The sequence below is a fragment of the Marinobacter sp. MIT930201 genome (assembly GCF_047122665.1).
Taxonomy (GTDB): domain Bacteria; phylum Pseudomonadota; class Gammaproteobacteria; order Pseudomonadales; family Oleiphilaceae; genus Marinobacter; species Marinobacter salarius.
In genome coordinates this window covers 1053145-1079016 of record NZ_CP138916.1, presented here as the reverse complement: position 1 = coordinate 1079016, position 25872 = coordinate 1053145, and the positions used below count along the sequence as shown (strand labels likewise).

The 25872-nt window shown below is 62.9% G+C and carries 2 protein-coding genes; both read left to right on the top strand.

The features are described from left to right. The first annotated feature begins 57 nt into the window (after positions 1-57). Entirely contained in the window at positions 58-9762 is a 9705-nt protein-coding gene (locus tag SIC19_RS05035; protein WP_075194963.1) for a non-ribosomal peptide synthetase, read from the top strand. Next, positions 9762-25823 (top strand): non-ribosomal peptide synthase/polyketide synthase, encoded by a 16062-nt coding sequence (locus SIC19_RS05030; protein ID WP_412535584.1) that lies wholly within the window; start codon positions 9762-9764, stop codon positions 25821-25823. The genes SIC19_RS05035 and SIC19_RS05030 overlap by 1 nt, the downstream gene beginning before the upstream one ends. The last annotated feature ends 49 nt before the right edge of the window (positions 25824-25872 follow it).

Sequence of the window (25872 nt, the reverse complement as noted above, 5' to 3'; positions counted from 1 at the left end):
AAACCGCGGGGAGCAAGTCCTCGCGGTAATGTGTTCTGAAATCATGCAGGTGACAAGATGAGCCTACACGCGGAACGGTTTCCGAATTTCGCCGATGTCCTTCGTTTTTACGCAGAGCAGCAACCCCAATCACTTGCCATCCGGCAACTGGTCTCGGATGACGCGCCACCCCTGGTAACCAGCTACAGTGAGCTTTACCAGAAGGCACAGGCGCTAGCGGGATATCTACAGAACGAACTGGCGTTAGCACCGGGTGAACGTTGCTTGTTGATGCTGCCAGGAGGCGCGGATTTCGCGGCCGCTTTCTTCGGCTGTTTCTATGCCGGCATTATCGCCATACCCGCGTACCCACCGGAGCACGACCGTCAGGCCTATATTGATCGCCTCGGCGGTATGATCGGGGACTCGAAACCGATGGCCGTCCTTGCCCTGGAGCAGGACATCCGGCGTTATCAGTCTCGATTGGCGCCGCTGTTGCCGGACGGTGGGCGAGTGGTGGCGGCGGACCGCATCGGGCTGCACTGGCAGAATGCGTTGCAGGTGGTGCCACCCCAAAGCCAGGATCTGGCGTTCCTGCAGTACACCTCAGGGTCGACCTCTGCACCCAAGGGGGTCATGGTGTCCCACGCCAACCTGATGGCCAACGAATACACCATGGCCAAAGCCTTCCAGGCCACTGATGACGATGTCTGGATGACCTGGTTGCCGCTGTTTCACGACATGGGACTGATGTCGGGTTTGCTGTTGCCGATCCTGCATGGCCACTGCGCCAACATGATGGCACCGCAGTTCTTCCTGGCCCGCCCGGCACGCTGGTTGGAGGCTATCAGCCAGTACCGGGTGACATACTCCGGCGGCCCGGATTTCGCCTATATGCTCTGTGGCTGGCGGGTGACCGATGAACAACTGGAAGGCCTGGATCTGTCCAGTTGGCGCCTGGCCTTCACCGGGTCGGAACCCATTCGCCCGGAAACCCTGGAGCGCTTTGCCGATCGTATGGCGCCCCATGGTTTTCGCAGTGATGTCTTTGCGCCCAGCTATGGTCTTGCAGAAGCCACCCTGTTCGTAACCACCCATGGGTTCAACGGCGATGTCCAGACCCGTACCTTTGAGCCGGAGCAGCTTTCCACGGCAGGCCTTAGCAGTGCCCATCAGCCCAGCAGGCTGGTGGGGTGTGGGGATGCATATGGGGAAGACACGTTTTGCATCGTTGATTCCCAGACGAGGGAGCCCGTCGAGGACGGTCGAGTGGGCGAAATCTGGATATCCGGCCCCAGTGTTGCTCAGGGCTATTGGGAAAAACCCACGGCTACGGCGGAAACCTTTGTGCAGTGGCGGGATAGCCGATGGTTGCGCAGCGGCGACCTCGGCATCGTCGAGGACGGCCACCTATACGTGGCGGGGCGTCAGAAGGACGTCATCATCGTAAATGGCCAGAACCTGTATCCCCAGGATATCGAGAGCACCCTGGAGCGGGAGATAGAACTCCTGATGCCCGGTCGGTTGGCCGCCTTTGCCACCACGGAAGCCCGGCAGGCGGAAGGTATAGGGCTGGCCCTTGAAGTGGGCCGGACCACCCGCAGAATGATCAAGCCGGCCATGATCTGCGCCACCATCGCGGAAACCATGAGCGACACCCTCGGCATTGCGCCCCAGGTGATCCTGCTGCTGGAGCCCAAAACCCTGCCGCGCACTACCAGTGGCAAGCTGCAACGTGCGGCCTGTCGCCAGGGATGGGAGCGCGGCGAGCTGTCCGTGTTTGCCGGCTGGCAGGACGGTCGCATGCTGGAAGAGGGCGCCTCGGCCCCGGCTGAAACATCGGCTCAAGTAGGGCCGACACTGCTCCCGGAAGTTGTGGCGGCCTGGCAGGCGGCGCTTGAGCGCGACGACCTGGACAGCAACGCCCACTTCTTCACCTGGGGCGGCGATTCGGTCGGCGCCATGCAGATGTTGTCCCGGGTGGAGCGTGACCTGGGGTTGACCATTGAACCGGCGGTCCTGTTCGAGCATCCCCGCCTTGGTGACTTCTCCCGCTGGGTATCCAAGCAGAGTGCCAATGGCCAGGAAGTCCACCCAATCACACTTCTTCCGGACGACGCGGAGCCCCTGCAATCCTTCGCCCAGCAGCGGCTCTGGTTTCTGGGCCAACTGGAAGGCGGCTCCAGCGCCTATCACTTGTGCGGCGAATGGCAGTTCATGGGCAGTCTTGATGAAGACGCGCTCCAGCGCAGTTTGGACGCCCTGGCGGAGCGTCATGAAAGCCTGCGCACGGTGTTTGCCGAAACGGATGAAAACCGTGGCCTGCAGCGGATACAGCCAGCGGCACCGGTAACTGTGCAAAGTCATGACCTCAGCGGCGAGGATTCTCCCGCAAGCGCGCTGGACAACCTCAGTCGAGCCCTGGTCAGCCAGCCCATGGATCTCGAGCAGGGTCCGTTATGGCAGGTGCACCGGGTACGCCTCGGGGACAGCGACCATCGCCTGTTGATGGTGATTCATCACATTATCGCCGACGGCTGGTCGGCGCAGGTGCTGGTGAAGGAGTTCGGGCAGCTTTACACCGCCTTTGCACAGGGACATGACCCGGATCTGCCGGTCCTGCCCATCCGTTATGCCGACTACGCCCACTGGCACCGGGAGACCATGGAGGCTGGCGAAGCCGAACGCCAGTTGAGCTGGTGGAAGCAGCAGTTGGGCGACGAGCACCCGGTGCTTGAACTTCCAACTGACCGGCCGCGCCCCGAGTCCCAGAGCCATCGTGGCGCCAGGGTGGCCTTTGCCTTCCCGGAACCGCTCAGTGAGAAGCTTCGGCAATTGGCCAGGGATCAGGGCGTTACGCTCTTTATGGTCATGCTGGCGCTCTATAAAACCCAGCTGTATCGCTATTCCGGCCAGCGGGACCTGCGGATAGGTGTGCCTGTGTCCGGTCGGTCACGGCCGGAAACCGAAGGTCTCGTCGGTCTGTTTGTCAACACCCTGGTGTTGCGCAGCCAGCCCGTCGCGACGCAGGGCTTCACTGATTTTCTGGCCTCGGTCCGCGACGCTACCCTCGGGGCGCAGGCTCATGCGGATCTGCCGTTCGAACAACTGGTGGACGCGCTGCAGCCGGAGCGTAACCTGCGCCACAACCCCCTGTGCCAGGTGAAGTTCACCCAGCAGTTCCCGTTGCCCGAGAATGTCGGGTTACCCGGGGCGACACTCACCATGCGCCAGCGGGACGACGACAGCGCGCACTTCGATCTGGGCTTCGATATCACCGATCAGCCGGGGGGTATTGAGGGCACTGAGGGAATTGAAGGTATTAAGGGTGTGCTCACCTACGCGTGTGACCTGTTCGACGAGCCGCGTATTCGGGAGTTTGCCGAGGAACTGGTCAACCTGGCGGAGCAGGTCACCGCGAATCCCTCGCGGCCGCTGGGCGAGCTGGAGTTGCTGGCGACACCGTCGGCGCTGGAAGGACCGAAGGCGGACTTTCCCGTAGGGGACTTGGTGTCGCTCTGGAATGGACATATTCAGTCCACCATCGGGCAACAGGCTCTGCAATACGAGGACCAGTCTTTCGACTACGGCTGGCTGGAGGCGGAATCCAACCGGCTGGCACAGCACCTGCAAAGGCAGGGCGTGGCAGCGGAGTCGTCGGTGGGGCTTTGCCTCGACCGTTCACCGGAATTCGTGGTTGGCGTTCTGGCGGTGCTCAAGGCGGGCGGGGCTTTTGTTCCCCTGGACCCGAAATGGCCCTCCGACCGCCAGGCATTTGTACTGAAGGATTGCGGTGCCGGGTGGCTGCTGGGTCATGAAGCCGTGCCCGGCTTCGAAGGCGCCTTGATAGGTTTCAACGCGGCGGCCGATTGGCGGAGCGAACCCGTTGAACCGTTGGGGACGCTGATTGAGCCGGCCCAGGCAGCCTATTTGATTTACACCTCCGGCACCAGTGGTACTCCCAAGGGCGTGGTGGTCAGCCACGGTGCCATTGCGAACTATGTACAGGGTGTTCTGGAGGTCATCGATCCCTCGCCGAAGGCCACCATGGCGATGGTATCCACCGTCGCGGCGGACCTGGGCCATACCACGCTGTTCGGGGCCCTATGCAGTGGTCGCACGCTGCACCTGTTGAGTGCCGACCGGGTTATGGACGCGGACGCCTTTGCCAGCTACATGGCGGAGCATCAGGTCGACATCCTGAAGATCGTGCCCCCCCACCTTTCCGGATTACTGCAGGCTGCCGAGCCGGCCCGGGTGCTGCCCCGTGAGGCTTTGGTGCTGGGCGGTGAAGCGTTGCCATCAGCGTTGCTGAGCCAGGTTCGGGAACTGAACCCAGACTGCCGTGTGTTTAACCATTACGGGCCGTCCGAGTCCACCGTGGGCGTGCTGACCACGGAACCGGGCGACGAGCAGGATTCAATCGTTCCGTTGGGCACGCCACTGCCGAACATCCGTGCGCAGGTGCTGAGCGAAGAGCGTTTACCTTTGCCCCTGGGTGCCATCGGCGAGCTCTATCTGAGCGGCGCCGGCCTGGCGCGGGGATACCTTGGTCAGCCGGAACAGACGGCCGCCGCATTTGTGGATGATCCCCAGTCGTCGCGGGAAAGGCTTTATGCCACCGGTGACCGGGTACGGCTGCTGGAAGATGGGCGGCTGAGCTTTCACGGCCGCAACGACGACCAGGTGAAGGTTCGCGGCTACCGGGTCTCACTGGGAGAGATTGCTCAGCGCATCCGCGCGTTCGACGGCGTCAGCGATGCCCATGTCCAGGTCGACGATAATGGCCTGATCGTGGCGTATCCGTTGGCGGCCGAACTGGACACTGAAGCCATGCTTTCCGCGTTGGCGTTGCAAATGCCGGACTACATGTTACCGGCGCATATCCTGCCGCTGGCTGAATTTCCGCTGACCCCGAACGGCAAGCTCGACCGCAAGGCGTTGCCGCAACCGGAGCGTCAGGGTGAGGATTTCGCTGCGCCGCTGGCGGGTGTGGAAACCATGCTTGCAGAACTCTGGCAGTCGCTGTTGCATGTCGAGAGAGTCGGCCGTAACGACAACTTCTTCAGCCTGGGCGGAGATTCCATCATCAGCCTCCAGGTGATTGCCCGAGCGCGAAAGCAGGGCGTGAAGCTCACCCCAAAGCAGTTGTTCGAGAAGCAGACCATTGCTGAACTGGCTCACGTGGCCGAATTCCAGGAGGCCGCTGCCGCGCCGAAATCGGCGGCCCGGGAGTCGGTTCCGCAGGCCTTCCCGCTGACCCCGATCCAGCAACGTTTTTTCAATCAGCCCGTTGATGATCGCAACCAATGGAACCAGGCGCTGCGCCTGGGTATCCGTTCACCGCTGGAGGCGGAGCCCCTGAGCAAGGCCCTGGCCGCCGTGGTCAATATCCATCCGGCCTTGCGGTTACGTTTTGACGCAGACCAGCGCACGCAGGCCTACAGCCGCGAGGAAAAGGCTGATTTGCTCTGGACCCTGGAAACCGACGATGAACAGACCCTACTGGCGACCTTCAACGACGCGCAGGGCAGTCTCGACCTGTCGAACGGACCACTGCTGCGCTGTGTATTGGTCTCTCAGCCGGGCGAGCGTCAGGAATTACTGATCGCCGCCCATCACCTGGCGGTGGACGGTGTTTCCTGGCGGGTGTTGCTTGAGGATCTGCAGCTTGCCTATGAGCAGGCCGCAGGCGGCAGGGCCATTGAGCTCGAAGGGGACATTGACGGCCTGCATGACTGGGTGCATTACCTGCACCGGGATCTGGCCCATGGTCGCCTCGATGAGGAACTGGCGTATTGGCAGGCATTTTCTGCCGAAGACGCGGCTCTGCCTTGCGACAACCCGGATGGCACAGCGCGGGTTGCCGACGGCGATCACTTGCGAATGACGCTCGATGAAGGGCAGACCCAGCGACTGCTCAACGACGCGCCGACGGCCTTCCGCACCCGGATCAACGATCTTCTGCTGGCGGCATTGGCCCAGGCACTGGGAGAGTGGTCCGGCCGCAGCCGCCATGTGATCACGCTGGAAGGTCATGGCCGCAATGCCCCGGATGGGGCGCCGGACGTAAGTCGCACGGTGGGCTGGTTCACAACGCTGTATCCGGTGGCGCTGGAAGCCGGCGAAGAGGCACTTGGCACACTCAAACGCACCAAGGAAATGCTGCGTCAGGTTCCGGGCGACGGGCTTGGGTATGGTGTGCTGAAGGAACTGCAGGGCGCGGAACTGCCGGAAATGACCGGTGCCGGCCTGACGTTCAACTACCTCGGCCGTTTCGACGAAGAGCCAGGTTCGCAGTTTGTCCTCGAGGGCAAGCCCGTCGGCGATTCGCGCCACGGCTCCGGCCTGCTGGCGAACGCGCTGGTGGTGGACGGGCAGGTACGCAATGGTCAGTTACAGTTGGACTGGACCTACAGTCGTGCGAGGTTCGAGAAGTCGCGGGTGACCCGCCTGATCGACCTGTACCGCGAAGCGTTGATGACGCTGATTGAAGACTGTGCGTCCCGGGCCGGTGGCCTGACACCGTCGGATGTACCGCTGGCTGATCTGGACCAGCCGCAACTGGATGCTCTGGAAAACCCCGCGAATATCGAGGACATCCTGCCCCTGGCGCCGATGCAGGAAGGCATCCTGCTACACAGTCTGCTGGAACAGGGCAGCGGCATCTACCTTATGCAGGACCAGTATGAAGTGCGCAGCGAGGTGGATTTCGAGGCCTTCAGGGCGGCCTGGCACGCGGTGGTCCAGCGCCATCCCATGCTCCGGACCGCTTTCCACGGCCTGGACGGTGGCACCCAACACCAGATTGTCTATCGCGATGTGCCGTCGCCGGCGCAGCTGATCGACCTGAGCCATCTGGAGCGTGCCGATGCGGAAGCGGAGCTGGAGGCGTTGCTGGCGGCAGAACGCCGCCAGGGCTTCGACTTCACCAAACCTCCGCTGCTGCGTCTGCGCCTGGTGCGTTTCGGTCAGGATGATTGCCGCATTGTACAGAGCCATCATCATGCGTTGATTGACGCCTGGTGTCGTGGCCTGATGCTCGCGGAGTTCTTCGACCATTACCGTACCTTGGTGGATGGCAAGCAGCCGGTGGTAACCCCGGCGCGCCCCTATCGCGACTTCATCGCCTGGCTGCAACGCCAGGATGCCACACAGGCGCACCGCTTCTGGCGCGATAATCTGGTCGGTTTCACCGAGGTCACGCCATTGCCCTACCGGCGCACCGCCAATGGTGAGCCATCCATTCAGGATGTGACGCATGCGCTCACAGCCGAGGAAACGGCTCAACTGGTTGAACGGGCACGTGACGAAAAGCTGACCGTGAACACCTTCATGCAGGCAGCCTGGGCACTGGTGCTGATGCGCCACGGTGGTCTGGACGAAGCCCTGTTCGGGGTGACCGTCGCCGGTCGCCCGGCAGAGCTGGATGGCATCGAAGACACCCTTGGCCTGTTCATCAACACCCTGCCGCTGCGCATAGGCGCTGAAAGCACCACCCAGACCGGGCTCGAGTTCCTGTGTTCACTGCAGTCTGCCAATGCGGCCCTGCGCCAGTACGAACACCTGTCCCTGGCAGAGGTACAGAACCTGGCAGACACCCCGCGTGGCGACGCCCTGTTCGACAGCCTGTTCGTGTTCGAGAACGTGCCCATGGGGACGGACGTGCGGCAGGCCGCCGAAGCTTACGGCATCACGCCTCTGGCGAACCGCACCCACACCAACTATCCGTTGACCGTGGTCATTCTGCCGGGCGAGACCTACCAACTTCAGTTCAGCTACGACCAGCGGGTTTTCCGGGATCGGGATATGCAGGCGTTGCTGGACCAGTACCACCAGGTTCTGCGCCAGTTGATGCAGGCGCCGGAGCAGCCGCTTGCCGCTATCCAGCTGGTTTCCGCCGGGGAACGGGGCGAGCTGCTCGGACTTGGCCAGGGCCAGATGGAACCAGACTGGATGAGTCTGAGCTGGCTCGAACGGTTCGAAGCCTGGGCGCTGGCGGATCCCGGCCGGGAAGTCGCCCGCTGCCAGGGCAGCAGCATGAGCTACGCCGAACTTAACCAACGGGCCAACCGCATCGGTCACGGTCTGATTGAGGCAGGCACGCAGCCGGATCAAGTGGTGGCGCTGTATTCGCCCCGCAACCTGGACCTGATGACTATGATCGTGGGCGCCTTCAAGGCCGGTGGCGCCTACCTGGCACTGGATGAACGCCATCCGCCGGCGCGCAGTGGCCGCATGTTGCATAGCAGTCAGGCGCCCGTGCTGGTCACGCCGGAAGCCTGCCTGGAGCAGGTCGGCGCCATCCTGGCAGAAACCGAAGCACGTCCACGGGTGGTCACCCTGGAATCCCTGTTGGCTACGGATCGGGATGGTAATCCACGCCGGTATCCGGCCATGGATCAACTGGCCTACGTCATCTACACCTCCGGCTCCACCGGTGAGCCCAAGGGCGTGATGGTCAACCAGCAGGGCATGCTCAACAACCAGTTGTCCAAGGTGCCTTATCTGGAGCTGGGGGACGGGGACGTGATCGCCCAGACGGCGGCCACCGGCTTCGACATTTCCGTGTGGCAGTTCCTGACCGCGCCGCTGTTTGGCGGCCGCCTGGACATCATTCCCGATGAGATCACCCACGATCCCCAGCGGCTGCTTGAGGCCGTGGCCGACAGCGGCGTTACCGTGCTGGAAAGCGTGCCGGCGGTGATTGAAGGCATTCTCGCGGTGCCGGAGCGGCGTCTGGGATTGCGCTGGCTTTTGCCCACGGGCGAAGCCTTGGGCCGGGAGCTGGCCAGGCGCTGGTTCGAGCGTTACCCGCGCATTCCACTGGTCAACGCCTATGGGCCGGCGGAGTGTGCCGACGATGTGGCGCTTCATACCCTGACAGGCCTGGAGGAGACACGCGCGGGCATTCCCATCGGCAAACCCACCGACAACAACCGGCTTTATGTGCTCGACACTCAGTTGGAGCTGGCACCGAGCGGTGTGGTTGGTGAGCTCTATGTCGGTGGCACTGGAGTCGGCCGTGGTTATGCCGGCCGTCCGGAGCTGACCGCGGAGCGCTACGTCCCGGACCCCTTCGGTCAACCCGGTGGCCGCCTTTACCGCACCGGTGACCTGGCACGCTGGAATGACGACGGCCTGCTCGAGTACGCCGGCCGCGCGGACTTTCAGGTGAAGATCCGTGGCCAGCGCATTGAACCGGGCGAGATCGAATCCTGCCTGCTGGCCTGCAACGGCATTCGTCAGGCGGTGGTGGCGGCCCAGCAAACACCTCACGGGGCCCAACTGGTGGCCTACCTGGTGCCCGACGACGGTCTACACCTGGAAACCGAAAGCCTGCGGGATCGATTGTCCCATGAGCTGCCGGCGGTGATGGTGCCTACCCATCTGGTCGTGCTTGACCGGTTGCCGCTGAACGCCAACGGCAAGCTGGACCGCAAGTCCCTGCCGCAGCCGGAGCTTGAGGTACGCCGCTACATCGCCCCGGAAGGCGAACTGGAAGAAATCCTGGTGGAACTCTGGAGAGACCTGCTGAAGGTCGAGCAGGTGGGGCGCCACGACCACTTCTTTGAACTGGGCGGCCACTCGCTGCTGGCAACTCGCCTGCTGTCTCGGATTCGCGAGCGCCTGGGCGTGAGCGTGCCGCTGGCGGAAGCCTTTGAGGCCACCACGGTGGCGGCCATGGCTGCCGTGATTGAACGCCTGAAGGGACAGGCCCTGGATCAGGACCGCCTGGACAACCTTGATGCATTGATGAATGAACTGGAGGAGATTGAATAATGCAGGACAATGCGATGGCCCTGTCACGCCGCTTCCTGGGGCTGAGCGCCGACAAGCGCCAGGTGTTCCTTCGCAGACTGCAGGAGCAGGGGCTGGACCTGTCGTCCCTGCCGATCCCTTCGGGTATGGCCGGTGATGCCAGCCCTGCCTCTTTCGCCCAGCAGCGGTTGTGGTTTATCGATCAGTTGGAGCCGGGTAACAGTGCCTATCATCTGCCTGGCGCCATTCGTCTCAACGGCCCGCTGGATGTCGGGGCGGTGCAGGCGGCTTTCGACACCCTGGCACTTCGCCATCACAGCCTGCGCACTACCTTCCGTGCCGACGAAAATGGGGAGCCGCTGCAGGTGGTGGGACCGGTGGCGCCGGTCAACATCCCGCAACTGAGTGCAGACAGCGAAATGGCATTCCAGGCCTGGGCCAGGGAGATCGCGCAGCAACCCTTCGATCTGGCCGCTGGCCCGCTCTGGCGGGTGGCGTTGGTGCGGATGGCGGAACACGACCATCGCCTGGTGCTGTGCCTGCATCACATCATTGCCGATGGCTGGTCGATCCAGGTGCTGCTGACCGAATTTGCCCAATGCTATCGCGCCGCTCTGGCCGGTGAGGTGGCCGACTTGCCTTCGTTGCCCCTGCAATACGCGGACGTGGCCCTGTGGCAACGCCGTGGCCTTGAGGCAGGCGCCGGGGAAGTGGGCCTCGACTACTGGACGCGGCAGTTGGGCGATGAGCCGCCAGTGCTGGAATTGCCGACCGATCGGCCGAGGCCTGCGCAGCAGTCTTTCCGGGGCGGGCGTTATCACTTCACGTTCGACGACACCGTGGCCAATGCGCTGAATGCCTTGGCGCGGTCCCGGGGAACAACCTTCTTCACGGTCATGCTGGCGGCCTACAAGGTGCTGCTGTACCGGCTGAGCGGGCAGACCGACCTGAGCGTGGGCGTTCCCATTGCCGGACGAGAACAGGCGGAACTGGAGGGCCTGATCGGCTTTTTCGTGAATACCCAGGTGCTGCGCAGCGATGTGGCCGGCGGCGATGGATTCACAGCCATACTGTCCCGGGAGCATGAGATTGCCCGGCAGGCTCAGACGCATCAGGCATTGCCATTCGAACATCTTGTCGACCAGCTGCAGCCGGAACGCAGCCTGAGCCAAAATCCGTTGTTCCAGGTGCTCTATAACCATCAGCAGCGCGATGGCGAGCGCTTTGAACTGACTCCCGGTGTGACTGCTGAATTGCTGGCGCAGGACGCCGGCGCCGCCCAGTTTGACCTGGCGCTGCACACCTGGGCCTTCCCGGACGGTCGCGTGGGCGGTAACTGGAATTACGCGGCGGATCTGTTCGATGGGGAAACGGTTGAGCGGATACACCGTCGATTTGAATGCCTGCTCCGGCAGATCGCGGCAGACCCCCAGCAGTCAGTCGGCGACTATGATCTGCTGGACGACACCGACCACGAGCAACTGGCGAGCTGGAACCGGACGGGCGTGGACTATGGCCGGCCCGAGCCGGTGCATCGTCTGTTCGAGCGCCAGGTGGCTGCGCACCCGGATCGGGAAGCCCTGGTGTTCGGCGCTGAACGCCTGAGCTACGCCGACCTGGATGCCCGAGCCAATCGTCTGGCCCATTACCTGATCGGCCAGGGCGTGGATCGCAACAGTCTCGTAGGCGTTGCCACCGAGCGCTCGGTGGCCTTGGTGGTCGCCCTCTACGCCATCCAGAAAGCTGGCGCAGCCTATGTGCCGGTGGACCCCGAACACCCACAAGCCCGTCAGCAACAGGTGCTGACCGACGCCGGTATGGATCTGCTGCTGACCCACGACGCGGTGATTGAGTCACTACCGGCCCCGGCCGGGCTGTCGGTGATCAACCTCGACCAGCTTGATCTGGCGGATCAGCCGGCATCGATCCCCGATGTCGGGATCCACCCGGAGCAGCGGGCCTATGTGATCTATACTTCGGGCTCCACCGGCAAACCCAAGGGCGTGGCCAACACCCACGCAGCGCTGTTCAACCGCCTGAAGTGGATGCAGGCGGCCTACGAACTGGGCGAGGACGACACCGTCCTGCAGAAAACCCCCTACAGCTTTGATGTGTCCGTATGGGAGTTCTTCTGGCCGCTGATGGTGGGCGCGCGCCTCGTGGTCGCCCAACCGGGGGACCACCGGGACCCGGCCAGGCTGGTGGATCAAATTCAGCGCGAATCGGTCACCACCGTTCACTTTGTGCCCTCCATGCTGTCGGCCTTTATGACCCAGGACGACCTGACCGGCTGTGACACCCTGCGCCGGGTGATCTGCAGCGGCGAAGCCCTGGCCAAAGACCTGCAGGATGAGAGCCTGAGTCGCCTGCCCAAGGCGCAACTCTACAATCTCTACGGCCCCACCGAAGCGGCCATCGATGTCACGCACTGGACCTGTGGCCAGGACGATCGCAGCACTCGCACAACCGTGCCCATCGGCCGGCCGATCGCCAACCTGCAGATCCATATCCTCGACCATCGCCTCAATCCGCAGCCTGTGGGCGTGCCGGGCGAACTTTATATCGGCGGTGCCGGTCTGGCCCAGGGCTACCACGGCCAGCCGGACTTGACGGCGGAGCGCTTCGTGCCCAGTCCCTTTGCTAACGGCGAACGGCTCTACCGCAGTGGCGACCTGGCCCGCTGGTGCCGGGATGGCACCCTGGAATACCTGGGGCGGCTGGACCACCAGATCAAGCTGCGTGGCTTGCGGATCGAGTTGGGTGAGATCGAGGCCGTGCTGCGGGAATCTGCCGGCGTCATGGACGCCGTGGTCATCGCCCGCAATGACCAGTTGATCGGTTACGTGCAGGGCACCGGCATCGAAACGGACGCCCTGAAAGCGTCGCTGAAAAACCACCTGCCGGATTACATGGTGCCGGCACACCTGATGGTACTGGAACGCTTTCCGCTATCGGCCAACGGCAAACTGAACCGCAAGGCATTGCCGGCTCCGGAGATGGACACGGTTGGCTACAAGGCGCCACAAACCGACATCGAGCAAACACTCTCACGCCTATGGCAGGAAGTGCTGGGTGTTGAGCGGGTTGGACGACAGGATAATTTCTTTGCCCTGGGGGGCGACTCCATCCAGAGCTTGCGGATCATCGCCAAGGCGAAACGCGTCGGTCTTGAGCTGACGCCCCGGCAGATGTTCGAGCACCAGACCATTGCTGCTCTGGCTCTGGTAGCAACCCATGCGACGGTACAAAACTACGTCGTCGATATGGAACGGGACTTCCCGCTGACACCGATCCAGCAGTGGTTCTTTGATCAGGCCATGCCCCGGCCGGAGCATTGGAACCAGGCACTGTTGCTCAAACCCGCCACGGCATTGAATAGCGAAGCTCTGGCCGAGGCACTCAACGCGATTTACCGACACCACGACGCCTTGCGGCTGCGCTTTGCCCGGAAAAACGATGAATGGCTGCAAGCCTACGGTATACCAGACAAACCGGCGGATCTGCTGTGGTCGGTGACCACAACCCCTGAACAGTTGGTGAACGAATGCGACCGGGCCCAGGCCAGCCTGGATCTGTCGGAAGGGCCCCTGATGCGAGCACTGCATGCACGGCTGGACGACGGTTCCGAAAGGTTGCTGTTGGCGGTGCATCACCTGGGAATCGACGGCGTGTCCTGGCGCATTCTGCTAGACGACCTGATGCAGGCCTACCAGCAGATCCTTCGGGGAGAAACCATTGACCTGGGGGCGAAGGCCACTCCTTTCCAGGCCTGGGCCGAGCAACTGCCAACACCCTGGAATGACGCCGTGTTGGCGGAGGAAATCGACTACTGGTCGGCCATCCCCGCCCCGGCACCGCTGCCGATCGTGAACGCGGGCGGGCCCAATACCGTGGATCAACTGGCCCGGTCGACCATGGCCTTGTCCGCCGAGGTCACCGGGGAGTTGCTGACCGAGGCTCCGAAGGCCTGGCGCGCACAGGTGAATGACCTGCTGCTGACCGCCCTGGGCGAAGCGCTGTTTCACTGGAGTGGTCGTTCGCAGTCAACGATTGCCCTCGAGGGCCACGGTCGTGAGCCGTTGATGGAAGGGGTGGACCTGAGCCGGACCGTCGGCTGGTTCACCAGCCTGTACCCGGTGTGTGTGTCCGGTGGTGGCAACCTTGTCGAGAACCTGAAGGCCACCAAAGAAGCCCTGCGTCAGGTGCCCCGGGGCGGTCTGGGGTACGGTGTGCTGCGCTACCTGAAAGGCGAGCACGGCCTGCCGGATCTCTCTGGCGCGGTGCTTTTCAATTACCTGGGGCAGGTGGACGCAGGCAGCCAGGATGGCCTGGTACTGGCGGAAGAATCGCCGGGTGCCATGCGGGCTATGGATGCTCCTCTGGGGTTTGAACTGTCGCTGGACGGTCAGGTGCGTGACGGCGTGCTGTCGTTTTCCTGCAGTTACAGTGCGGCGCGTTATCAGCGTGAAGCAATTGACGAGCTGATGAAGAATTTCCGTCGCGCCCTCGAAAACGTAGTCGCGACGTGCCGGGAAACCGGTGGCGTAACACCCTCAGATTTCCCGCTGGTGGCCCTGGACCAGACCGCGCTGGATGCCTTGCCGGTCGGGCAGGGCGACATCGACGATCTGCTGCCACTGACGCCGATGCAACAGGGGTTGCTGTTCCATAGTGAGCTGGGGGGTGTCTCCGATACCTACGTCAATCAGGTGTCCGTGACCCTGAACGATCTGCCTGTGGAGCCCTTCAAGGCGGCCTGGCAGTCGGCGGTTGCCCGTCACCCAGTTCTGAGGGCCGGGTTTATTCATGCGCCCGGTTCCCAGTTGCCGGTGCAGCTGATTCACCACAAAGCCGTGCTGTCGATCCGCGAACTGGATTGGCGCACTGATGCTTCCATGACTCTGGATGCTCTCTGCCAACAGGAAAAATCGGCCGCTTTCGACCTGGCCCGGCCGCCGCTGATGCGGATGGTGCTGATCCGGCTGGGGGAGCGGCGCTGGCAGATGGTCCTGACGCTTCACCACATCCTCCTGGACGGCTGGAGCAGTGCGGCGCTGCTCAGCGAAGTCATGCTGGAGACTCTGGGCGGGCGCCTGGAGACCCCGGCCCGTTACCATGACTATTTCAATTGGCTGGTTGGGCGGGATCTTGAAAGCGCCGAGACTTTCTGGCGCGACCAACTGTGCCAGCTTCCCGAGCCCACGCGTCTGGCCCCACTGCTGGCCGACAGCCGTTGCCTGGACCGGGACGAGGCTTCACTCGCCGATATTGTGATGCATCCGGATTACGACTCCCTGGCGGGATTTGCCCGGCAACAACAGGTGACCCTCAATACCCTCATTCAAGCCGCCTGGACCCTGATCCTTCAGCGTTACACCGGCCAGCGCGAAGTGGCCTTCGGCGCCACGGTGTCTGGTCGGCCGGCGGCGGTGTCCGGTATGGATCGCCAGATCGGGTTGTTCATCAACACGCTGCCAGTCGTTGAGGCCCCGGCACCAGAGCAGCGCCTGGGAGACTGGTTGGCAGAGCTACAGGCTCACAACCTGGCGTTGCGGGAGCACGAGCATACCCCGCTGTACCAGATTCAGCAGTATGCCGGGCAATCGGGGCGAGAGCTGTTTGATTCCCTGCTGGTGTTTGAGAACTTCCCGGTGGACGATGCCCTGCGCAGCGATGCCTCCGGCGTGCGAGCCAGCAACCTTCAGGTGAGCGAACAGACCCATTACCCCCTGAGCCTGGCGGTCGAGGCCGGGCAGGGGCTGGTCCTGCACCTGCATTACCGTAACGATCAGGTGTCACCGGCCCGCGCGGAAGCGCTTGCAGGCCAGTTGGAACACCTCCTGTACGCCATGGCGCGGAGCGGCGAACAGCGACTGTCGGATCTGCCCCTGCTGACGGACCTCGAACAACAGGTCTGGAATGACTGGAACACCGTGGCTCACCCGGCAGTGGACCCGCGTCCGATCCCGACCCTGATCGCCGAACAGGCGCGCCAGCGCCCGGACTCCATAGCCGTTGTCCACGGCGACGACCGCCTGACCTTCGCCGAGTTCGATACCCGCGCCAACCGCCTGGCCCATTGGTTGATGGGGCAGGGCATCGGTGCCGAAAGCCGCGTGGGTGTGGCCCTGGAGCGGGGCACCGACATGCTGGTGGCGCTGTACGCCGTGCACAAGGCCGGCGGCGTCTACCTGCCCCTGGATCCGGACTATCCGGCCGAACGGGTGCGTTACATGCTGGAAGACTCCGGCGCCGCGTTGTTGCTAACTCACGACGCCGCTCTGGACCGACTGCCCTCGGCCGAGGGCGTCGAGACGGTCAACCTGGATCACCTGGATGTCAGCAGCCAGCCCGAGTCAGTACCGGAGGTATCGATTCATCCGGAACAACTCGCGTACCTGATCTACACCTCCGGCTCCACCGGTAAGCCCAAGGGCGTGGCCATCCCCCACGGCGGCCTGTCCATGCACTGCCAGACCATCGGCGCCCGCTATGGCTTGACCCCGGAGGACCGGGAACTTCACTTCCTGTCCATCAGCTTCGACGGCGCCCACGAGCGCTGGCTGACCGCGCTCAGCCATGGCGCCCGCATTGTCCTGCGGGACCAGGCCCTGTGGAGCGTGCAGGAAACCTACGACTGCCTGATCCACGAAGGCATCACCGTGGCCGCCTTCCCGCCCAGCTATTTGCGCCAGTTGGCGGAGTGGGCGGAACTGAAAGGGCAGCCGCCAGGCGTGCGTATTTACTGCTTCGCCGGCGAAGCCTTCAGCCGACAGATGATGCACCACGCCATCGAGCACCTGCAGCCGGACTGGGTGATCAACGGCTACGGCCCCACAGAAACCGTGGTTACGCCCACGCTATGGCGCATTGCCGCTGACACGGCTGACTTCGACAGCGCCTACGCTCCGATCGGGGACCTGGTGGGCGACCGTCAGGGCTATGTGCTGGACGCAGACCTCAACCTGCTGCCCCCGGGCGTGGCCGGGGAACTCTACCTGGGTGGCGCCCTGGCGCGGGGCTACCTGGACCGCCCGGACACCACGGCGGAACGCTTTGTCCCCAACCCGTTCCGCGCAGGCGAGCGTCTTTACCGTACCGGTGATCGGGTGAAACTGAACCGGGACGGCCAGTTGGAATACCTGGGTCGGATGGACCAGCAGGTAAAACTGCGGGGCTTCCGAATCGAGATCGGGGAAGTGGAGTCGGCGCTGAAAGGCTGCGAGGGGGTGAAGGACACCCTAGCGGTTGTGAAAGACACTGCCGCCGGTCAGCGGCTGGTAGGTTATGTGTCTGGTGAGGGGTTGGACGAGCGTGCCATCAAGACACAGCTACGGGAGCAGTTGCCGGAGTACATGGTGCCGTCGCACGTGGTCACCCTGGCGGAACTGCCCAAGCTGCCCAATGGCAAGCTGGACCGCAATGCGTTGCCTGAGCCCGTGGTGGGTCAGAGTGATTACGAACCTCCCGTAACGGACTGCGAACAGAGTCTGGCCCGGATCTGGCAGGATCTTTTGCAACAGTCCCGTGTCGGTCGGCAGGATCATTTCTTCGAACTGGGCGGTCACTCCCTGCTGGCGACGCAGCTGGTTTCTCGCCTTCGTCACGAATGGCGTGTGGAACTCCCGTTAAGGATGGTTTTCGAGGCGCCCAGGCTGACGGATATGGCGGCTTTGCTGGAGGCACTGGAAGGCACCCCAGCGCAAGAGACCATTCCCGCACTGGGGCTGGAGGGTGCGCCGCAGTCTTTCGCCCAGCAGCGGCTTTGGTTCCTGGACCAGCTTGAACCGGGAGCTACCGCCTACAACTTGCCTGGCGTTCTGGACCTGAAAGGCACCGTTGACGAAGGTGCTTTGCAGCAGGCACTCGACGCGTTGGCGCAACGTCATGAGACGCTGCGCACGCGACTGGTGGCTGCCCCGGATGGCGAGGCAATCCCTCGACAGGTGATTGACCCGGCGATTGGTGTCCCGTTGGAACGGGTAGACGTCAGCCACTCGGATGATCCGGAGGGTGCATTCCGCGATCATGCGGAAGCCTTTATGCGCCGACCATTCTCCATGGGCACGCAGCCGCTCTGGCGAGTTGGGTTGGTCACCATGGCCGCAAAGGAATCGCGTCTGCTGATTTGCCTGCACCATGCCATCTCCGACGGCTGGTCGGTGTCGGTGCTGATGCGGGATTTCGCGTCTCTGTATCGTGCTGCCTGCGGTGAAAGAGCGGCGGTACTGGAGAAATTGTCGATCCAGTATGCGGATTTCTCGGTGTGGCAGCGGGAATGGCTGGCCAGCGGCGAAGGCGAGCGGCAACTGAATTATTGGCGTGCCCAGCTCGGTGACGGGCAGCCAGTTCTGGAGTTGCCGACGGATCGACCACGACCTGCCCGGCAGAGTTTCCAGGGTGCACGTCATCACTTCCGACTGGGCGAGTCCCTGAGCAACCGTCTTCGCGGATCGGCGGCGAGCCGCGATGTCACACCTTTCATGATGTTGTTGGCGGCTTACAACCTACTGCTCCATCGGCTCAGTGGTCAGGATGATCTGCGGGTTGGCGTGCCGGTGGCAGGCCGCAATCGCCGGGAAACCGAGGGTCTTGTCGGCTTCTTTGTGAACACCCAGGTCCTACGCTGTGAATTGGCCTCATCCCAGACTTTCGAACAGGTATTGGCGACCGTCCGCCAGGCATCGATTGAGGCCCAGAGCCATCAGGACCTGCCGTTCGAACAGTTGGTGGAAGCCCTGCAACCGGAACGCAGCCTCAGCCATAACCCGCTGTTCCAGGTGGCATTCGACTACCAGCACCGTGATCAGCGCGGTTTGGGCGAGTTGCCTGGATTGACCGCGAAGGTAATGGAACTGGAAGGCGGCAGCACCCAGTTCGATATGGCACTGAACCTGATCGAAGAAGCCGATGGTACGTTCTCCGGCAACTGGAACTACGCCACGGACCTGTTTGACGCGGCAACGGTTGAGCGCTTTGGGGCCCGTTTCGAATGGCTGCTCAATGAGATTGTGGCAGGCCCGCAGCAGCCAATCGGCGACTATGACCTGCTGGACGACACCGACCACGAGCAACTGGCGAGCTGGAATCGGACGGGCGTGGACTATGGCCGGCCCGAGCCGGTGCATCGTCTGTTCGAGCGCCAGGTGGCTGCGCACCCGGATCGGGAAGCCCTGGTGTTCGGCGCTGAACGCCTGAGCTACACCAACCTGGATGCCCGAGCCAATCGCCTGGCCCATTACCTGATCGGCCAGGGCGTGGATCGCAACAGTCTCGTAGGCGTTGCCACCGAGCGCTCGGTGGCCTTGGTGGTCGCCCTCTACGCCATCCAGAAAGCCGGCGCCGCCTATGTGCCGGTGGACCCCGAACACCCACAAGCGCGTCAGAGTCAGGTGCTGACCGACGCCGGTATGGACCTGCTGCTGACCCACGACGCGGTGATTGAGTCACTACCGGCCCCGGCCGGGCTGTCGGTGATCAACCTCGACCAGCTTGATCTGGCGGATCAGCCGGCATCGATCCCCGATGTCGGGATCCACCCGGAGCAGCGGGCCTATGTGATCTATACCTCCGGCTCCACCGGCAAACCCAAGGGCGTGGCCAACACCCACGCAGCGCTGTTCAACCGCCTGAAGTGGATGCAGGCGGCCTACGAACTGGGCGAGGACGACACCGTCCTGCAGAAAACCCCTTACAGCTTTGATGTGTCCGTATGGGAGTTCTTCTGGCCGCTGATGGTGGGCGCACGCCTCGTGGTCGCCCAACCGGGGGACCACCGGGACCCAGCCAGGCTGGTGGATCAAATTCAGCGCGAATCGGTCACCACCGTTCACTTTGTGCCCTCCATGCTGCCGGCCTTTATGACCCAGGACGACCTGACCGGCTGTGACACTCTGCGCCGGGTGATCTGCAGCGGCGAAGCCCTGCCCAAAGACCTGCAGGATGAGACCCTTCGTCGCCTGCCCAGGGCAACGCTTTATAACCTCTATGGCCCCACCGAGGCGGCCATCGATGTCACGCACTGGACCTGTGGCCAGGACGATCGCAGCACTCGCACAACCGTGCCCATCGGCCGGCCGATCGCCAACCTGCAGATCCATGTCCTGGATGACCGCCTGAACCCGCAGCCTGTGGGCGTGCCGGGCGAACTTTATATCGGCGGCGCCGGTCTGGCCCAGGGCTACCACGGCCAGCCGGACTTGACGGCGGAGCGCTTCGTGCCCAGTCCCTTTGAGCGGGGTGAGCGGCTCTACCGCAGTGGCGACCTGGCCCGCTGGTGTCGGGATGGCACCCTGGAATACCTGGGCCGGCTGGATCACCAGATCAAGCTGCGGGGCTTGCGGATCGAGTTGGGTGAGATCGAGGCCGTGCTGCGGGAATCTGCCGGCGTCATGGACGCCGTGGTCATCGCCCGCAATGACCAGTTGATCGGTTACGTGCAGGGCACCGGCATCGAAACGGACGCCCTGAAAGCGTCGCTGAAAAACCACCTGCCGGATTACATGGTGCCGGCACACCTGATGGTACTGGAACGCTTTCCGCTATCGGCCAACGGCAAACTGAACCGCAAGGCATTGCCGGCTCCGGAGATGGACACGGTTGGCTACGAGGCGCCACAAACCGACATCGAACAAACACTCTCACGCCTATGGCAGGAAGTGCTGGGTGTTGAGCGGGTTGGACGACAGGATAATTTCTTTGCCCTGGGAGGGCACTCGCTGCTGGGTGTCACCCTGGTTCATCGTATCCGCAAAGCCCTGCACCGGACGCTGCCGCTGAGCGTGTTGTTCGAGTCAGGTTCTTTGGCTGGGCTGGCCGATGTACTTCAGAGCATACCGGCCGATGAAGCGCCTCCGTTACGCGTTCATGATCGGGGCCAGTTGGCACCGCAGTCCTTTGCCCAGCAGCGGCTCTGGTTCCTGGCCCAACTGGAGCCTGAGAGCAGTGCCTACCATCTTCCGGGCGGCCTGGATTTGCAGGGTCGACTGAATGAAGAGGCGTTGACGGCGGCCTTCGTCGGACTCATTCAGCGGCATGAGTCGCTGCGCACGGCGTTTCGACATGGGGAACATGGTCGCCCCCAACAGTGGGTGATGGAAGCCATGGCGGTACCCATGGAGCGTTATGATCTTCGCGGCCAGGACGATGCCGAGACTGTATTCGGAGAGCTATTCCGGGAGTTCAGCCGCCGCCCCTTCGACCTGGAGACCGCACCGCCCTGGCGCGTTGCCCTGGTGCAGATGGATACATCGGGCTGGCGCCTGCTGTTGTGCATGCACCATATCATTTCCGACGGCTGGTCAATGCAGTTGCTGTTGGAGGAACTGGTTGAGCTCTATCGCTGTGCATCAAGAGGTGAGCCCGATAGGTTGGCACCGCTGGACGTTCAGTATGCGGACTACGCACTTTGGCAACGAGAGCAACTGACGGGTGCTGAGCTGGATCGGCAATTGCAATGGTGGCGAGGGCAGTTGGGTGATGAACATCCGGTTCTTGAGCTGCCCACGGACCGCCCGCGTCCGGGGCAGCGGGATGGCCGTGGTGCCCGACACGCCTTCACTTTGCCATCGTCGCTGGCGGAGCGGTTGCGTCGCACGGCCCGTGATCAGGAAGTTTCGCTGTTTATGGTCGTTCTGGCCGGCTTTGAAGCGCTGCTGTACCGACTCAGTGGTCAACGGGATCTGCGCGTGGGTATTCCGGTTTCGGGACGGCATCAGCCGGGCACCGAGGGACTGATTGGCTTCTTCGTCAATACGCTGGTGGTGCGTGCCGAGATTGATCCCGGTGACCGGGTCAGTGATCTTCTGGCCCAGGTACGAGAGCGAATGCACGGAGCCCAGGCGCATGCGGATCTGCCATTTGAGCAACTGGTGGAAGCACTGCAGCCGGAGCGAAGTCTGAGCCACAATCCGCTGTTCCAGGCCAGCTACAACCATCAGGTCTTTGACCAGAAGCCCTTGTCGGACTTGCATGAGCTGAGCTGCGAGCCGCTCGCCTGTCCGGCGGAGAACGCGCATTTCGATCTGGTACTGGGCACCCACGAACACGCGGACGGTCGAATCGACGGTTACCTGGACTTCGCGACGGATATCTTCGACGCGGCGTCGGTGGCGCGAATGGCCGAACAGCTGCAAGCCTTGCTGGAGGTGATCAGTTGTGAGCCCATGGCCCACTTGTCGGACCTGCCTCTGCTGACGGACCGCGAACAACAGGTCTGGTCCGAGTGGAACAGCGTGGAGCACCCGGCAGTGGACCCGCGTCCGATCCCGACCCTGATCGCCGAACAGGCGCGCCAGCGCCCGGACTCCATAGCCGTTGTCCACGGCGACGACCGCCTGACCTTCGCCGAGTTTAACACCCGCGCCAACCGCCTGGCCCATTGGTTGATGGGGCAGGGCATCGGTGCCGAAAGCCGCGTGGGTGTGGCCCTGGAGCGGGGCACCGACATGCTGGTGGCGCTGTACGCCGTGCACAAGGCCGGCGGCGTCTACCTGCCCCTGGATCCGGACTATCCGGCCGAACGGGTGCGTTACATGCTGGAAGACTCCGGCGCCGCGTTGTTGCTAACTCACGACGCCGCTCTGGACCGACTGCCCTCGGCCGAGGGCGTCGAGACGGTCAACCTGGATCACCTGGATGTCAGCAGCCAGCCCGAGTCAGTACCGGAGGTATCGATTCATCCGGAACAACTCGCGTACCTGATCTACACCTCCGGCTCCACCGGTAAGCCCAAGGGCGTGGCCATCCCCCACGGCGGCCTGTCCATGCACTGCCAGACCATCGGCGCCCGCTATGGCTTGACCCCGGAGGACCGGGAACTTCACTTCCTGTCCATCAGCTTCGACGGCGCCCACGAGCGCTGGCTGACCGCGCTCAGCCATGGCGCCCGCATTGTCCTGCGGGACCAGGCCCTGTGGAGCGTGCAGGAAACCTACGACTGCCTGATCCACGAAGGCATCACCGTGGCCGCCTTCCCGCCCAGCTATTTGCGCCAGTTGGCGGAGTGGGCGGAACTGAAAGGGCAGCCGCCAGGCGTGCGTATTTACTGCTTCGCCGGCGAAGCCTTCAGCCGACAGATGATGCACCACGCCATCGAGCACCTGCAGCCGGACTGGGTGATCAACGGCTACGGCCCCACAGAAACCGTGGTTACGCCCACGCTATGGCGCATTGCCGCTGACACGGCTGACTTCGACAGCGCCTACGCTCCGATCGGGGACCTGGTGGGCGACCGTCAGGGCTATGTGCTGGACGCAGACCTCAACCTGCTGCCCCCGGGCGTGGCCGGGGAACTCTACCTGGGTGGCGCCCTGGCACGGGGCTACCTGGACCGCCCGGACATCACCGCGGAACGCTTTGTACCCAACCCCTTCCGGGCCGGCGAGCGTCTTTACCGTACCGGTGACCGGGTGAAACTGAACCAGGAGGGTCAGTTGGAATACCTGGGGCGGATGGACCAGCAGGTGAAACTGCGGGGCTTCCGGATCGAGATCGGGGAAGTGGAGTCGGCGTTGAAGGGCTGCGAGGGGGTGAAAGACACCCTGGCGGTTGTGAAAGATACTGCGGCCGGTCAGCGGCTGGTAGGTTATGTGTCTGGTGAGGGGTTGGATGAGCGTGCCATCAAGACACAGCTACGGGAGCAATTGCCGGAGTACATGGTGCCGTCGCACGTGGTCACCCTGGCGGAACTGCCCAAGCTGCCCAATGGCAAGCTGGATCGTAATGCGTTGCCAGAGCCTGTCTCGCGAACGAAACAGCATCAGAGGCCAGAAGGCGCGCGCGAGGTCCTGCTGGCCGAACTGTGGGCCGCAATGCTGGGAGCGGCTGAGGTCGGCAGGAATGACAGTTTCTTCGAGCTGGGTGGTGATTCCATCCAGTCCCTGGAGCTGATCACCCGTTTGCGTCAGTTGCGCTGGCAAGTGACACCGAAAACCGTGTTCCTGAAACCGCGACTCTCGGAGTTGGCCGCTGCTTTGGAGCCGATAACGACGTCAGCCTCCGAAACTGCAAGGGCCGAAGGCCTTGTGCCACTGACACCGATTCAGGCCCATTTTTTCGAGCAGCCTCTGCCTGATTATTCCCATTGGAACCAGTCGGTATTGCTTGAGGTCATTCACCCGCTTGACGAGGAACTGCTGCGGCGAGCGGTTGCGGCGCTGATCGAACACCACGATGTCCTCCGCCTGGGCTTCCACCGTGAACGGGATGTCTGGTATGGAAACTACCGGGCTACAGAGTCCGTGGACCGGCTTTTCAGTGTCGTGGTGCTGCCAGACGAGGGTTTGGTGACGACGACTTGTGACCGAATACAGCGCAGTTTCGATCTCGAGAACGGCCCCCTTGCAGCCATTGTGCTGATGACACTTCCGGACGGTGGGCAGCGACTGTTGGTCAGCGCCCATCACTTGATTGTTGACGGTGTCTCCTGGCGGATTCTCCTGGACGATCTCGGCGAAGCCTACCGGCAGGTTGCCGAGGGAAGGGCAACTGATGCTCGGCTACCGCGCGCTACTTTCCAGTCCTGGGCCAATCACCTCCGCGAGCGTGCCGATCAGGGAGCATGGCAGCAGGAACTGGCGTATTGGGAACGTTTTTCCACTGCCCCTGAGCCCTGGCCGGTGGACAATCCGGCGGGCAGCCGGGCGACACGGTATGAGGAACTCTGCGAGTGGAGCCTGTCCGCCGGTCAAACCCGAACGTTGCTCCGTCAAACCCTGGCGGCGTTTGAGGCGGGCATGGACGATGTCATGCTGGCTGCCCTGGCGGAGGGGCTGCGGGCATGGGGTGGTCTGCAGCGACCCATCGTCGCCGTAGAGGGTCATGGCCGGGAAACCGACGATGCAGCCCTCGATCTGAGCCGCACACTGGGTTGGTTTACCAGCCTGTATCCGGTTCAGCTCGAACCCACAGGCAATCCGTTATTAACCCTAGACGCGACCCGCCATCTGCGTGCCGGGATTCCGGGCAAGGGACTCGGATACGGTGCCCTTCGATACCTGGGCGACCCTAAAACCCGTTCGCGTCTGAAACGCCTGCCGGAACCGGACCTGGCATTCAATTACCTGGGTCAGTTTGACGACACCCTTGCGAGCGGTCGTTTTAGATTGGCGCCGGAGTCGGCGGGTGAGTTGGTGGACCCCGATGCGCCCCTCGGGCGGGAGGTGGAAATAAACGGCCAGGTCTATCAGGGGCAGTTGACGCTCAGTTGTCGCTACAGTGGTCAGCGATATCAGGCTTCCAACGTCCAGCGGCTGATGAGAGCGATTGGCCTGGCTCTGGAAACCCTGGTGGCCGGCACATCGGAGGCATTACCGGCGGAGGCCGAGCGGCCGTCGGCGGGTAAGCTGAATCCTCTGATTCGTCTTTCAGAGTCGCGTGGGACAGCACCGCAACTATTCTGTCCGCACCCGGTCAGCGGCACGGTGGTTGGCTACTATCCGCTTGCCTCACGATTGGCGGGCGACTGGTCGGTCTGGGGTTTTCAGAATCGACAGATTCTTGATTCAAGCTGGCGCGACCGGTCACTGGCCGCGATGGCAAGGGACTACGTGAAGGAGATGCTGGCGCTACAACCCCAGGGGCCATACTACCTCCTTGGTTGGTCCATGGGTGGTGCGCTAGTGCTGGAAATGGCGAGCCTGCTGGAGCGCCTGGGCAGGGAAGTGGCCTGGGTCGGCCTGATCGATGGTTATATCCCCGGGGCTGGCCACCGGTCCGTCGAAAACAATCCCGAATCATCCCCTGAGGGCGTCGCCCAGGATGAGTGGCAGCAATTGCTGGATGTGGAAAGGCATATGCGCCGGCTGGCAAGGGCCCATGAACGGGTCAAACCACTTCGGGCGCCAGTGCATGCGTGGTGGGCAAAGCAGTCACCAGAGAGCAATGACAATGCAGAAGCGCTACTGACCGCCTTTATCGGCTGCAAACCTGCCAGCTCGGTGTGGATCGATACTCACCATCTGGGAATTGTACGCCATCCGGAATTTCTTGAATCGATGCCCCGTTCGTTGGAAGCGAACTCCAATTCCACGGTCGGAGCCGATGGTATGAAAGTGGGGCGTTCAGGCGAACCAGTGGGTTAGGCCTTAACAGGCATTGAATATAACGCATTTTCTAATGTAAATAGGAATT